Genomic DNA, 13,352 nt, shown 5'->3' with positions numbered 1-13,352 from the left:
GTTCTTAAAACTTCATCTGAAAAGATGCATACGACGACATACTAACCCAATACAGAGCCTGTTGTCTAATCTTCTGTGTGCGAAAGGTCAAGGTCCGAATGCTTGCAGTCATGGCTTTTCTCCTGTAAAAATCAGACCCACAAAAAAATCAAAGTATTTATCAGGTAGCCCCTATGGAACACAAGAGTAAGAACGGACCCGCCCTTCCCGCCTTTGGCGAAAAGAGAATCGGCGCCATCAACTGGCTTGGTGTATGGACATTGTATGCCAAAGAAGTTCGCCGCTTCTTCAAAGTGGTCGGACAGACCGTGCTGTCGCCGGTCATTACGACGGCCCTGTTCATGACCATTTTCACCATCGCACTCAGCGGCAGCCCCCGATATAATGGCGACATCCCTTTCGAAGCCTTTCTTGCACCGGGTCTCATCATTATGGCGATCCTGCAAAACGCTTTTGCCAATACCATATCCAGTCTGATGACCGCCAAAATGCAGGGTAATATTATTGACCTGCTACTCGCGCCTCTGGGGCCCGGGGAAATGACCTTCGCCTATACCCTCGCCGCCGTCACCCGTGGCATGCTGGTGGGCATATTCGTTACCGCGTCCATGTATCTGTTCACCAATTTGAGTTTCCCTAACCTCTGGGCCGTGGCCTATTTCGGTCTGTCAGCGGCCACCATGCTTGCTTTATTGGGAATCATGGCGGGCATCTGGGCGGAAAAATGGGAACAAAGTTCCAGCATCACCAATTTTGTCATTGTTCCTTTGTCCTTTCTGTCCGGCACCTTTTATTCCATCGACCGCCTGCCCGGCATATGGCATGACATCAGCCAGCTTAATCCTTTTTTCTACCTGATCGACGGATTCCGCTATGGAATCATTGATCATGCAGATGGCAATCTCACAGTGGGGGTGGTTTATATTGCCGCTCTAAACGTCATTTTGACCCTGGCATGCTATCGAATGTTCAGCTCAGGCTATAAATTACGGCCATAATTATATAAGACACAATGTTATATTGACAGATCAGTCGTTAAAAGAGATATTCTGCCGCCTGAATGCGTACCACTTATAATATAGAGATCAGACTATGAAGAACAGCCGTGAAGACAACCAGGAAGAAAGCCTTATTCCGCCCGTCTTGCCGACCTATGCCCGCGCCCCCATCGCCATCGATCATGGCGAAGGTGTTTATGCATATGACGAGAACGGTAACCGATATCTTGATTTCGGCTGTGGCATTGGCGTCAACAATCTTGGTTTCTGTCATCCGACGCTGGTCAAGGCCCTGACAGACCAGGCCGGCAAGGTCTGGCACACGTCCAATATTTATCGTATTCCGGGACAGGAAAAACTCGCCGACCGGCTGGCGCAAAACAGTTTTGCCGACACCATGTTTTTCACCAATTCCGGTGCGGAAGCCGTCGAATGCGCCATGAAAATGGCCCGTAAGTACCATCATGAAAATGGCGCTCCAGAGCGTTACCGCATTATCACTTTCGAAGGCTGTTTCCATGGCCGGACCCTGGCCACCATCGCCGCATCTGGTCAGGAAAAACTGATCAAGGGTTTCGGCCCGATGATGGATGCTTTTGATTATGTGCCTTTCTATCGCGATATGAGCAGGGTCGAAAAAGCCATCACCCACAAAACGGCCGCCATCATGCTGGAACCTGTGATGGGCGAAGGCGGTATTAAACCGGTTTCCGCCGACAACCTTCAGATCCTGCGCGATATTTGCGACAAACACGGTATTTTGCTGATCATGGATGAAATCCAGTGTGGCATGGGACGGACCGGTAAACTGTTCGCTCACCAACATAGCGAAATCACCCCCGACATTCTGTGTGCCGCCAAGGGCATTGGTGGTGGTTTCCCGCTGGGCGCCTGTCTGGCCACGGAAAAAGTCGGCCGCTGCATGACCACTGGCAGCCACGGCTCCACTTACGGCGGCAATCCGATGGCCATGGCCATCGGTAATGCCGTTCTCGACGTTATGCTCGAAGACGGGTTCTTTGATCATGTGGATCAAATGTCGTTTGAACTCCGCAAGGGCCTGATGACGCTGCGCAAGAAATTTCCCAGAATCATTGAACTGGTGCGCGGGGTGGGATTAATGCTTGGTCTGAAATTGACCGTGGCCCCTGCTGACTTTGTCGCCAAGGCGATGGAACATGGCCTTCTTGTGGTAGGCGCCGCAGATAATACTGTGCGCATTCTGCCTCCGTTGATCATCACTCAGGACCAGGTCGAAGAAGCCCTTGGTAAATTCGAGACCATTTGTGCGGAAATTGAAAAAGAACTGCCCGAACCAATTTCCGACGAAGAATAACCGCGCGATCTTAAAGAGAAAGCAGGTCAATAGCATGAGCCACTTTAAACTGAAGCCGCCATATAGACATTTCCTCGACCTCGCCAGTCTGACAAAGGAAGAGGCCCGGGAGATTATCGAGAAGGCCAAAAGTCTCAAAGCCACCGCCACCGAAGATGGGCATGGCAAAGGCTTTATCCATCCCGATCGCCCTCTCGCCGATAAAAGTCTGGCGATGGTGTTTGAAAAACCCTCTACCCGCACCCGGGTATCTTTTGAAATGTCCATACATCAGCTGGGCGGCACCGCCATTGTGCTGCAGGGCGGCGACATGCAGCTCGGCCGGGGGGAATCCGTCTCAGATACCGCCCAGGTTCTGTCGGGTTTTGTCGATGCCGTGATGTTACGGGCCGACGACCATGATTCCCTGCTGGAAATGGCCGAACATGCCGCCGTTCCGGTGATCAACGCCCTGACCGATTTTTCCCATCCCTGTCAGGTGATGGCCGATGTATTGACTTTCGAAGAGCATCGCGGCGCCATCAAGGGCAAGAAAATTGCCTGGTCCGGGGACGGAAATAACGTGGCGGTGTCCTGGATCCATGCGGCTGTCCTGTTTGACTGCGAACTCGTTCTTGCCTGTCCAAAGGAATTCAGCCCGCCAACGCAAGTGCTCGAATGGGCAACCAACAATGGCGGCAAGGTCAGCCTGACCCAAGATCCGCAGGTCGCCGCCAAGGATGCAGATTGCATCATCACCGATACCTGGGTTTCAATGGGTGACACCGATGGCGCCGAACGGATCGCCATTCTGTCCCCTTATCAGGTTAATCGCAATCTGATGCGCCAGAGCCATAAGGACAGCCTGTTCATGCATTGCCTCCCGGCCCATCGGGGCGAGGAAGTAACCGATGAAGTCATTGACGGTCCCCGGTCCGTCATCTGGGAAGAAGCCGAAAACCGTCTGCATATCCAGAAAAGCATCCTCATGTGGTGCTTCGGAAAATAGTGAAAACAAGATCATGCCCCCAATCTACACCGACAGTTGCCTCGCGTTTCAGATCGAAGGACAGGACATCAAAGGCCGCATCATCCGCCTTGATAAAAGCCTGAATGAGGTTTTGGGAAAACACAACTACCCCGAGGCCGTCTCCCGCGATTTGGGACAGGCGATGACCATCAGCGCCCTGCTCGGCAGTATGATGAAGTTCGACGGCATCCTGACGCTGCAACTGAAAAGCGACGGCGCGGTAAAAAGCCTGGTCAGCGACTATGCCACTGATGGTAAAGGCACCGGGGTTGTCCGCGGATATTGCGGTCTGAATGAAGCGCCGGACGGCCTGCCCACACTTGGCAATGGGCAAATGATGATCACCATGGATCAGGGCCAGTATATGGAACGCTATCAGGGGATTGTCGCCTTGAAAAACAACAGCCTGAAAGCCTCCGCGGAAGAATATTTCCATACTTCGGAACAATTACCGACCCATTTGATGATTGACTGCGCCCGTGACGCGGCCGGAAAATGGTGTGGCGCGGCAATCATGATCCAGCATCTAGCCCGGAATACCCAGGCAGAAGCCGCCCGGGTGCATGAAAGCGATGATGCGGAAGACCAGTGGAACACCGCCTCTATCCTGCTTGGCAGCGTCAAGTCAGAAGAGCTTCTCGACACGACTCTGTCCCTGCAGGACCTGTTGTTACGGCTGTTCCATGAAAGCGGGGTCCGGGTTTTCACCAATACGGAATTGACCACCGGCTGTCGCTGCTCGGACAAGAAACTGCGCACCGTGCTCGCCAGCTTCAAGACCGAAGAACTCCATGATATCGCCGAAGAAGGCGTCATCACCATGACCTGTGAATTCTGTAAGACCGATCACAAGTTCGAGCTGAAAAAACTCATCAACTAGGCGTCATCCGCCAGCCATTTATACATCACCAGACCATCCACAAGACCATGGCGGGGGTGGTCGAAAGCCTTTGGCAGACGTCCGACGGTTTCAAACCCCAGCTTGTGCCACAGTTGCACCGCGACTTCATTGCGGGACACCACCATATTGAATTGCATGGCTTTATAACCAAGCTCGACCGCAATCTTCTGCGAATCCACGCACATCAGGGTCGCGAGACCCTTGCCCCGCGCCAGAGACGACACCATATAGCCACAGTTGCACACATGACTGCCTGGCCCGGCCTGATTGGCCTTAATAAAATAGCTGCCCAGAACATCTCCCTCATTCTCGACGACATATGTTTTATGCGGCGCCGTCATCCATAAACCGAAGGCTTCCTCATAGGTGGTTTCGCGATCATAGGCATAGAATTCCCCACTTCTGACGATTTCCTTCAGGATCGGCCAGATGGCCTCAAAATCGCCTGACATGGCTTCTCTAATCTGCATAATTGTGTCTATTCCATATACCGGGTGAAACTTTCCGCAGTCTTGCGCTCTTTCGGTGGCAGGTCACGTTTGGGATACCCTAAATAAATGAATCCAACCAGTCTGGTGTCCGCCTCAAACCCGAGAAACGCCACCGTATCTTCTCCGTAAGTCAAACCACCGGTGCGCCAGATGCCCCCGAGACCAAGTTCTCCTGCCGCCAGCAAAATATTCTGGCACGCCACATTGGCAGACGCCACATCCTCCATATGCAAAGCTTTCGGCGTATCCGGCTTTGCCGCGCCAACCGCAATAATAACCGGAGCCCGCAAAGGCTTCTTGCGGATCTTATCCAGGAAAGCGGCATTATCCGGACAATCCGGGTCAGGGAGCGTTTTTTTCATCCGTTCCGCCATAAAGTCGCCAAAACGGTGGCGCCCCTCCCCCCGGATCACCAGAAAACGCCAAGGGTCAGTACAATAATGTACCGGTGTGCACACGGCGGCATCAAGAATTTCTGTGATCATCTCCCGGGGAATATCTTCGTCCGTCAGAAAAGGAATACTGTTGCGGGCTTTGATGGCATCAATCACTGACATATATTTTAATCCTGTATCGTTTGTTTCTTATTTTTTCACCACATCCAGCAAGCGCTGCAAGAAATCTTCGCAGGCCCGCATCTGGGCGATTTCAATAAATTCATCAGGGCGATGGGCCTGCAATATGCTGCCCGGCCCGCACACCACCGTCGGCACGCCGCCGGTTTGTTGGAAATGCCCGGCTTCCGTCCCGTAGGAGACCACCTGCACCTCATTCTGGTGGGCCAGCGCCATCACAAGACTTTCTGCCGATGATCCCGTTTGCGGCAACAATGCCGGGACTTTCGACGTCACCTCTGTTTCAACCGCACCATACCCCGCTGCCTGGGTTTCCATTGACGGGATAATTTCTGCGTCCACATAGGTGTTGAAACGTGTTAGCACCTCCTCTTCATCACTGCCCGGAATGGTGCGACAATCCCACTCAAATTCGCAATAGGACGGCGTGATATTGGGCGCGGTTCCGCCGGACATCCGTCCGACATGAATGGTGGTATAAGGCGGATCAAAGCCTTCAACCAGAGGCTTCCTCTCCCGCATTTCAGCGGCCAGACCTGAAATAAACTGCACCATGTCCGCCGCATACATCACCGCATTAATGCCCCGATCCGTACTGCTGTGGGCCTCATGCCCCGTCACCCGGGTCAGCATGTTACATATGCCCTTATGAGAATTAACCACCTTCATTGATGTGGGCTCGCCGACAATGCAGGCCCGCGGCTTGACGGGCATCTTGCCCACATGCTCCACCAGGCTCATCACCCCCGTACAGCCGTTCTCCTCATCGTAGGAAAAGGCCAGATGGATCGGTTCTTTCAGGTCAGCAGCGACAAAATCCGGTACAGCGGTCAGAACACAGGCGATGAAGCCCTTCATATCGCAAGTGCCACGACCATATAACCTGTCATCATTCCCCCACATTGCGAAGGGGTCCCCGGACCATTTTTGCTCCGTCACCGGCACCACGTCAGTATGACCGGACAGGATAATGCCCGGCATATCTTCAGGTCCAATGGTTGCAAGCAAATTGGCCTTTGTGCCTTCCTCATTGAAAAATGTTCTGACCGGCACGCCATGACCTTCCAGATAAGCCGTGACAAAGTCAATCAATTCCAGGTTGGATTTCCAGCTCGTCGTGTCGAATGCCACAAGTTTTTCAAGCATCTGTTCGGCGGAGTATTCTTTCATTTACGGCCCTGTAATTTTTACGCTATAATTTCCTATGGACATATGGCGATCATCGTGACCATATCAAACATGAAAGCAAGAATAAAATGCCCGGGCGAGGAAACATATGACATTCAATCCATTAAAACGACGCAAATATGGTTCAACCAAAGCGGTCATCAGCGAACTTTTCCGCCAGGTCGGCGGCATTCCAAAGGTTATGGAGATTCTTGATATCGGCCGGACCCGCGCCTATGATTTCACCGATCCGAACGGCGATGCGGAGCTGTCGCTTGAACGGGTAGAGAAACTGGTGCGCGAAACCGACGCCACGGTGATATCCGAACATTTCGCCTTTCTCGCCGGCGGTGTTTTCCTGCCCATTGAAACACTGGAAGAAGACGTCGACTGGCATGGCATCGCCTCTCGCGCAAGTCAGAAAAATGCCGCCAATATAGGGGGTATCCTTGACAGCATCAGTCCCACGAGCGTCACCCCCGGCTATATTGATGCGGAAGAAGCCCGGCAATTGATTAAGAAACTCGACCAGCATTTCTCCTTGCTGGCGCATCAACGACAATTACTGGTCGCCATCATCGAGAATGAAGACCCTGACGATCCGTAGGCATCGGCGGCGTTGTTACGCCCGCCAGAATTGCGGCGAAAACAGAATAAGAACAGCAAATAATTCGAGTCGGCCCAGTAACATCCCCATGGTTAGAAACCATTTCGCGGTATCAGGAAGGGTCTGAAACGTTCCCGTCGGCCCGATGGTCGGTCCCAGAGCCGGTCCCACATTAGCCATCGCCGTACCCGCTCCTGAAATCGCGGTAATAAAATCCAGCCCCGTAAGGGACAGGCCCAACGCCAATATCAGGAAACACACCAGAAACAAGAACAGATAACTGATCACAGACCCCATGACATCTGTCGAAATGGGCCTGTCGTTATAACGCGGCAGGAAAATACCATTCGGCCGCAGGATTTTACGTAAATGCGCCACCACCATGGTCACCATCACCTGAAACCGGAAAATCTTGATCCCGCAGGACGTCGACCCCGCACAGCCGCCAATGAACATGATAAAGAAGAAAAACACCACCGCCATGGATCCCCAGGCGGTGTAATCCGTGGTTGCGAAACCCGTGCCGGTCAATATTGACACCACATTAAACACAGTATAGCGCAATACCTCAATCATATTCTGATTGCCGTCGCTCCAGCGCCACAGGGTCATGATCGCAATCAAAAGCACCAGAAGCGATAAAAACCATCGCACCTGCGAATCCTGCCAGAGAACAAAACTATGCCCCTGAACCATTTTCAGATACAGAATAAACGGCATGCTGCCGATGATCATAAACAGCACAATGATATAATCGATCAACGCACTGTCGAAATGCCCGATGGAGCCATCAGATGTCGAATATCCACCGGTGGCGATGGTGGTAAAGGCATGACAGACCGCCTCGAAAACAGTCATTCCCGCCATCCATAACGCTGCGGCGCAAATAATCGTCAGCCCTACATAAAGAAGCGAGATCGCCACCCCGAGCTGGGCGGCCCGCGGCAGAACCTTTTCCGCCGTATCGAAAGCGCCGATCTTGAAGAGCTGCATCCCCCCGACCCGAAGGAAAGGCAGGATAATCACCGCCATGATAATAATGCCCACCCCGCCGAACCATTGCAGCAACGCCCGCCACAGCAAAATACCCGGTGGCGCACCATCAAGCCCGGTAATAACTGTTGACCCCGTGGTCGACAAGCCGGACATGGCTTCAAAGAAAGCATCTGTATAGCTCAACGCCAGATCGGAATAAACAAAAGGCAGGGCCCCAAACACAGGAATCACCACCCAGGTAGACACCGTGAGGATAAAGGCCTGCTGAATAGACAATTCCTTGTCTTCACCACGGTTGGTCAGAAACAGCATGCCGCCGACAAACATGACAATACCGGAACAAATGGCAAAGACCTGCCAGTCCGGATTGTCCACAGCCACATCGACCAGCGCAGGGAAAAGCATCCCTACCCCCAAAATAAGCAGGAAAAGCCCGTTAATAAGAAATATAGGCCTTAGATCAACCAATCCCTATGCCACCCTTTGAGGTTATCCTTTATGGGAATCAAACGTCCCTACCACCGCGAGAAACTCACGACGGGTTTTATCGTCTTTGCGGAACGCCCCGACCATACGGCTTGTTACCATGGAAACCCCGTGAGTATGCACGCCCCGCGTCGACATGCACTCATGTGTCGCCTGAATAATCACGCCAACCCCAAGAGGTTCCAGCACCTCCTGTATACAGTCGGCAATTTGCGCCGTCATTTTTTCCTGCACCTGAAGGCGTTTGGCATAGGTTTCCACCACCCGGGCCAGTTTACTGATGCCAACGACCCGCTGATCCGGCAAATAGCCCACATGGGCCCGCCCAATGATTGGCGCCATATGGTGTTCACAATGAGATTCAAACGGAATATCCCTGAGCACGATCATTTCGTCATACCCGCAAACTTCTTCAAAAGTACGAGACAGGGTTTGTCGGGGGTCTTCTTCGTAGCCGCGGAAAAATTCCTTGTAAGATTTCGCCACCCGTTTTGGCGTATCCAGCAGGCCTTCCCGCTCCGGATCATCCCCGGCCCACCGCAGCAAAGTACGGACAGCGTCTTCGGCTTCCTTTTGAGTCGGTTTTATTATTCCCTGATGTTTAACATTATCTTTCACAAGATTGGTCCTGTACGTTTAATTAACTGTATGTGAGCTATAAGGGCTATCAAGCGAGAAACTGGGGATTTCAACTTCGAACGCAGATCCGTCGTTCTTATGCATTTCATAAGATCCCCCCATAAAGCCGGAGGCTGTGGTCAGTGGCGCACCGCTGGTATATTCAAAGACATATCCGGGATCGATCATCGGTTGTTCCCCCACGACCCCGTCACCATGGACTTCTTCGGTTCTGCCCAGGGAATCCGTAATGCGCCAGTAACGGCTTTTCAGTTGCACCGTCTCATCACCGAGATTCTCGATCTGTACCTGATATGCCCAGAAAAACTGCCCTTCTTCCGGATCAGATTCTTCCTCGAGATAAAAAGGCTGAACAGAGACCCGCACGCCATGAGTCGTTGCCTCATAAGCATGTGTGCCAATCGTCATTACATCAACCTCGTCCTTGCTCATATATCCTTGCCCAAATAGCTTTTGTGTCAAAGAGCACTTTGGCTCTTCTTATTTCGTTATACGCGCAATAGCCGCCGCCTGGATCAAATCTTCGATCAAGTCATCGGCATGTTCCAGCCCGACCGACAAACGCAGCAAGCCTTCATCGATGCCCAGTTCAAGACGGCTCTCTTTCGCCACACTGGCATGTGTCGTACTTGCCGGATGGGTCATCAGACTTTTCGCATCCCCAATATTATTGGAAATATCAATAATGTCCAAGGCATTCAGGAATTTAAATGCCTGCTCCCGACCGCCCGGCACATGCAGCGCGATAATGCTGCCCCCCATACTCATCTGTTTCATGGCCAGTTCATGCTGGGCAAAATCAGACCTGCCCGGATATTTTACGAAATCCAGTCCCCCCATGTCTGAAAGGGCATCGGCGACTTTCGCGGCGTTACCACACATGCGTTCCACCCGCAGATCGAGCGTTTCCAGCCCCTTCAGCATCACCCAGGCGTTAAACGGGCTGATATTGGGGCCGGTGTTGCGCAGAAATGGCAGGATGGTTTCGTCCATCAGCGCATCTGTGGTCAGGATACAGCCGCCGAGGCAGCGCCCCTGCCCGTCGATATGTTTGGTGGCAGAATAAATCACCACATCAGCCCCCATCTCTATCGGCTTCTGCAACACTGGCGTGGCGAAAACATTATCAACCACGACCACAGCACCATTTTCATGGGCAAGATCGCAAACAAATTGCACATCCACCACATCCAGCGTCGGGTTGGCCGGGGTTTCCAGGAACACCGCCACCGTATTGGGCCGGAAAGCCTCTTTCCAGGCGCTATGATCAGATCCGTCCACCAGAGTGAAGTCGACGCCGAATTTCGGCATCAGCGTTTCAATCACATAGCGGCAGGAGCCAAACAGTGCCCGGCTGGAGATCACGTGATCACCGGCTTTGACGATCGACAGCATCGCTGCCGTCACTGCCGCCATGCCGGTCGCCGTCGAGCGGGCGACCTCGGCACCTTCAATCAAGGCCATTTTATCTTCGAACATCGCCGCCGTGGGATTGCGCAGACGGGAATAGGTATAGCCTTCCTGATCCCCGGCAAAGCGGGCGGCGGCGTCTTCGGCGCAATCATAGGCGTAACCGGACGTCATGAACATGGCTTCGGAGGTCTCGCCCATTTCACTGCGCCACGTGCCGCCTCTGACCAGTTGGGTCTGAAGCCGCCATTGTGACGTGATATCGCGATTCTGTCCGGTGTCCTTTTTCATGTGTCTCACTCGCTCGATGTTAAATTCACCCGACTTGGTATCCCCTAATGCCCACGTCGTCAAGAAAAGCTGACCATATCACAAAAATAGTGACAATGAACCCAGGCTTTTGACACAAAAAAAGAGGCGGAAAAACCGCCTCTTTTCTGTCATATTGTTTGTTTTCTAAAACTTAAAGTCAACCGTCGCCGTGAAGGTGCGGGGTGCACCGTAAAAGGCCGTCACGCTACCTTCCAGGCCCAGGGTCGGGAAGTTATAGCCCGCCACTTTGTAATGTTTGTCCGTCAGGTTCTTGCCATGCAGGCCAACCCGGATACCACCATCTTCCGATGTCCAGACGATGCTGGCGTTCACCAACGCATAGCCATCTTCATCAAGCAGCGGAATTGGGTCTTCAAATACATGGGTGCTGCTGCGATAAGCCACGGAACCAATCAGGTCCAATACGCCTTCACCCCCCATCATATTCATGTCCTGAGCATAATTCAAAGACATGTAGGCTGTGAATTCAGGCGTATTCTGGAAGACCTTATCATCTGAAATATCAACATCCTGAACCAGCCATTGCTTATAGTCGGCATTGACATAACCCAGATTAACATTGGCGGTCAAATTTTCGGACAACAGAGCCGTGCTTTCAAACTCGACACCCCATATTTCCGCTTTACCGGCATTGGTCACCGTTCCGACAAAAGTGTCTTCCACCCCGTCATTATCGCTGTCGACACCAACAGAGCCTGGAACCTGAATATCCTTATAATCACTGAAGAAGGTCGCGATATTGGTTTTCACCCGACCTTCAGCGAACGTCGATTTCAAACCAATTTCAAAGGCATTAACCGTTTCCGGCAGGAAACCATCCTTGGCCCGGTCATCCCCGCGTGGATCAAAGCCACCGCCTTTGAAGCCCTGACTGAAGGAGGCATAAAGGTTCATGTCGTCACTCGGTTGCCACTTCAGGCTAACCTTCGGGGTAAATTTCTTATATGTGTCACTTTCGGTAAAATCCGCCGGTTGGGCGATCTGGAAAGCCGTGTCATTACCAAATGCTGGAGAATTTGCTCCGAGAAATGTTTGGCGCAGCACCGTCGCGGTTCTTTTGTCGCTGGTATAACGCCCACCCAGACCAACACTGAACGTTTCGCTGATATCATAATTGACATCTGCAAAGGCCGCCCAGGTCTTGGTATTCACGTCCCCAAAAGTATAGGCCGTCACGCCCAGCCCAGCGAGCACCACATCGAAGGAATGCATGGCGTTGGCGTCGAGGTAATAGAAGCCGAAAATACCGTTCAGTTTATCTTGCTCATAAACAACCTGGAATTCCTGGCTCAACTGATCATTGCGATAAATCGCCGGAACGTCAAAATCATTTGGCGCCAACGCGTCAAAGTCAATCACTGTTTCCGTGTCATCTTCCCGGTAGGCCGTGGTCGACTTCAAGGTCACCATATCATTAACCTCGAGTTCCATCGCCAGGGAAACGCCTTTCTGACTGACTTCCTGAGGGCCTGTGATGCCACCGCGTGTATCATAGACATTGTCCAGAACCGGCGCATTTGTGTTGTTGCTGACCTGCAGGCGATGTCCTGATTTTTCATTTGAATTATCTTTAGTGTAATCACCGGACAGACGGAGGAAGAAATTCTCAGACGGTGTCAGTTCCGCAGACAGGCGGGCCGCAAAAATATCTTTGTCATACTGGTTTTTGCCTGTCGTCAGGTTGTCGCCGTAACCATTGTTACTGAAATAGGCCAGCGCCCCGCCGACTTTCAAACCATCAGATACCGGTGCGGAGAAAGACGCCAATCCGTCGAGTTGACCATAGGTCCCGCCGGACAGCTTCACCCGCATTTCCGGCTCATCACCCAAACGTTTCGTAACGTATTTAAGGGCCCCGCCGATGGTATTACGTCCGTATAGCGTACCTTGTGGTCCACGCAGAACCTCGATACGCTCCACATCCATGATCTGCAGAACCGCGCCTTGCGGGCGGTTCAGATAGACATCATCAAGATAAATCCCCACGCCGGATTCAAAACCCGCCACCGGGTCTTGTTGGCCAATACCCCGGATATAGGCCGTGATGGTCGTGTTGGTGCCACGGGAAACTTTCAAGGTCGTGCTCGGGACAGATTCCGTAATGCTTGTAATATCCGTCATATTGACTTTGCCCAGCGCATCTGCGCTAAAGGCCGTGACAGCCACCGGTACGCTCTGCAGGCTTTCTGACCGACGGCGGGCCGTGACCGTGATTTCTTCCAGCATGACCTCGCCCTCAGCGGCATAAGCCCCCTGAGTGAGGCTGGTCGTCAATAGAACTGCGCCGAGTGAAATGGAGGATAATAATTTGTGTGACAGGCAGTTTTTCATTTGGTCGTCTCCCATAAATAATACCTATATTTTGCTTTTCAGTTATCGGCTCCTACCTTTTCTGGAGGATCGC

13 protein-coding genes are annotated in these 13,352 nt (G+C 52.4%); 5 read left to right on the top strand and 8 right to left on the bottom strand.

Annotation, left to right across the window (positions count from 1 at the left end):
- Positions 1-173 precede the first annotated feature (173 nt).
- The 4 genes from FIV45_RS06370 (at position 174) to hslO (ending at position 4,223) form a co-directional block, all read left to right on the top strand.
- Positions 174-998, top strand: coding sequence for an ABC transporter permease (locus FIV45_RS06370; RefSeq protein WP_099471543.1), 825 nt, complete (start codon positions 174-176; stop codon positions 996-998).
- A 94-nt stretch (positions 999-1,092) separates the two neighbouring features.
- Positions 1,093-2,334, top strand: a complete 1,242-nt coding sequence (locus FIV45_RS06365; RefSeq protein WP_099471542.1) for an aspartate aminotransferase family protein — start codon at positions 1,093-1,095, stop codon at positions 2,332-2,334.
- 34 nt (positions 2,335-2,368) lie between these two features.
- Complete coding sequence (gene argF, locus FIV45_RS06360) at positions 2,369-3,322, top strand: ornithine carbamoyltransferase (RefSeq protein WP_099471541.1); 954 nt, start codon at positions 2,369-2,371, stop codon at positions 3,320-3,322.
- 13 nt (positions 3,323-3,335) lie between these two features.
- The gene (gene hslO, locus FIV45_RS06355) at positions 3,336-4,223 is read left to right on the top strand and encodes an Hsp33 family molecular chaperone HslO (protein WP_165776922.1); all 888 of its coding nucleotides are present in this window, start codon (positions 3,336-3,338) and stop codon (positions 4,221-4,223) included.
- On the opposite strand, the gene FIV45_RS06350 is transcribed toward hslO, so the two are convergent.
- Genes FIV45_RS06350 through argE form a run of 3 tightly spaced genes read right to left on the bottom strand, consistent with a single transcriptional unit; the run spans position 4,220 to position 6,480 of the window.
- Positions 4,220-4,714, bottom strand: coding sequence for a GNAT family N-acetyltransferase (locus FIV45_RS06350; RefSeq protein WP_099471539.1), 495 nt, complete (start codon positions 4,712-4,714; stop codon positions 4,220-4,222). The genes hslO and FIV45_RS06350 overlap by 4 nt on opposite strands.
- Before the next feature lie 8 nt (positions 4,715-4,722).
- A complete protein-coding gene (locus FIV45_RS06345; protein ID WP_099471538.1) occupies positions 4,723-5,292 on the bottom strand; it encodes a nitroreductase family protein in 570 nt (189 codons plus the stop codon).
- Between the two features lie 27 nt (positions 5,293-5,319).
- The gene (gene argE, locus FIV45_RS06340) at positions 5,320-6,480 is read right to left on the bottom strand and encodes an acetylornithine deacetylase (protein WP_099471537.1); all 1,161 of its coding nucleotides are present in this window, start codon (positions 6,478-6,480) and stop codon (positions 5,320-5,322) included.
- A gap of 106 nt (positions 6,481-6,586) precedes the next feature.
- On the opposite strand from argE, the gene FIV45_RS06335 reads away from it, so the two are divergent.
- Positions 6,587-7,084 (top strand): hypothetical protein, encoded by a 498-nt coding sequence (locus FIV45_RS06335; RefSeq protein WP_099471536.1) that lies wholly within the window; start codon positions 6,587-6,589, stop codon positions 7,082-7,084.
- A gap of 15 nt (positions 7,085-7,099) precedes the next feature.
- On the opposite strand, the gene FIV45_RS06330 is transcribed toward FIV45_RS06335, so the two are convergent.
- The 5 genes from FIV45_RS06330 to FIV45_RS06310 all read right to left on the bottom strand — a co-directional run bounded on the left by FIV45_RS06330 (position 7,100) and on the right by FIV45_RS06310 (position 13,294).
- Positions 7,100-8,485 (bottom strand): TrkH family potassium uptake protein, encoded by a 1,386-nt coding sequence (locus FIV45_RS06330; RefSeq protein WP_204602057.1) that lies wholly within the window; start codon positions 8,483-8,485, stop codon positions 7,100-7,102.
- Positions 8,486-8,569: 84 nt separating this feature from the next.
- Positions 8,570-9,184: a GTP cyclohydrolase I FolE gene (gene folE, locus FIV45_RS06325; RefSeq protein WP_099471534.1), complete on the bottom strand. Its 615-nt coding sequence runs from the start codon at positions 9,182-9,184 to the stop codon at positions 8,570-8,572.
- Positions 9,185-9,202: 18 nt separating this feature from the next.
- On the bottom strand, positions 9,203-9,637 hold the full coding sequence (gene apaG / locus FIV45_RS06320) for a Co2+/Mg2+ efflux protein ApaG (protein ID WP_204602055.1): 435 nt from the start codon (positions 9,635-9,637) through the stop codon (positions 9,203-9,205).
- Positions 9,638-9,685: 48 nt separating this feature from the next.
- Positions 9,686-10,906 (bottom strand): O-succinylhomoserine sulfhydrylase, encoded by a 1,221-nt coding sequence (metZ, locus tag FIV45_RS06315; RefSeq protein WP_099471533.1) that lies wholly within the window; start codon positions 10,904-10,906, stop codon positions 9,686-9,688.
- Between the two features lie 165 nt (positions 10,907-11,071).
- Positions 11,072-13,294 carry a TonB-dependent receptor gene (locus FIV45_RS06310; protein ID WP_204602053.1) on the bottom strand — a complete coding sequence of 741 codons (2,223 nt, stop codon included), beginning with the start codon at positions 13,292-13,294 and terminating at the stop codon, positions 11,072-11,074.
- Positions 13,295-13,352: the final 58 nt, after the last annotated feature.

Source organism: Paremcibacter congregatus, assembly GCF_006385135.1.
Lineage (GTDB): Bacteria > Pseudomonadota > Alphaproteobacteria > Sphingomonadales > Emcibacteraceae > Paremcibacter > Paremcibacter congregatus.
This window is presented reverse-complemented; position numbering and strand designations above follow the sequence as displayed.

What these genes read in the sequence shown, in the direction of transcription:
- FIV45_RS06370 (WP_099471543.1), top strand. Translation starts at nt 174, where the DNA reads ATGGAACACAAGAGTAAGAACGGACCCGCCCTTCCCGCCTTTGGCGAA.
- FIV45_RS06365 (WP_099471542.1), top strand. Translation starts at nt 1,093, where the DNA reads ATGAAGAACAGCCGTGAAGACAACCAGGAAGAAAGCCTTATTCCGCCC.
- argF (WP_099471541.1), top strand. Translation starts at nt 2,369, where the DNA reads ATGAGCCACTTTAAACTGAAGCCGCCATATAGACATTTCCTCGACCTC.
- hslO (WP_165776922.1), top strand. Translation starts at nt 3,336, where the DNA reads ATGCCCCCAATCTACACCGACAGTTGCCTCGCGTTTCAGATCGAAGGA.
- FIV45_RS06350 (WP_099471539.1), bottom strand. Translation starts at nt 4,714, where the DNA reads ATGCAGATTAGAGAAGCCATGTCAGGCGATTTTGAGGCCATCTGGCCG.
- FIV45_RS06345 (WP_099471538.1), bottom strand. Translation starts at nt 5,292, where the DNA reads ATGTCAGTGATTGATGCCATCAAAGCCCGCAACAGTATTCCTTTTCTG.
- argE (WP_099471537.1), bottom strand. Translation starts at nt 6,480, where the DNA reads ATGAAAGAATACTCCGCCGAACAGATGCTTGAAAAACTTGTGGCATTC.
- FIV45_RS06335 (WP_099471536.1), top strand. Translation starts at nt 6,587, where the DNA reads ATGACATTCAATCCATTAAAACGACGCAAATATGGTTCAACCAAAGCG.
- FIV45_RS06330 (WP_204602057.1), bottom strand. Translation starts at nt 8,485, where the DNA reads ATGCTTTTCCCTGCGCTGGTCGATGTGGCTGTGGACAATCCGGACTGG.
- apaG (WP_204602055.1), bottom strand. Translation starts at nt 9,637, where the DNA reads ATGAGCAAGGACGAGGTTGATGTAATGACGATTGGCACACATGCTTAT.
- metZ (WP_099471533.1), bottom strand. Translation starts at nt 10,906, where the DNA reads ATGAAAAAGGACACCGGACAGAATCGCGATATCACGTCACAATGGCGG.
- FIV45_RS06310 (WP_204602053.1), bottom strand. Translation starts at nt 13,294, where the DNA reads ATGGGAGACGACCAAATGAAAAACTGCCTGTCACACAAATTATTATCC.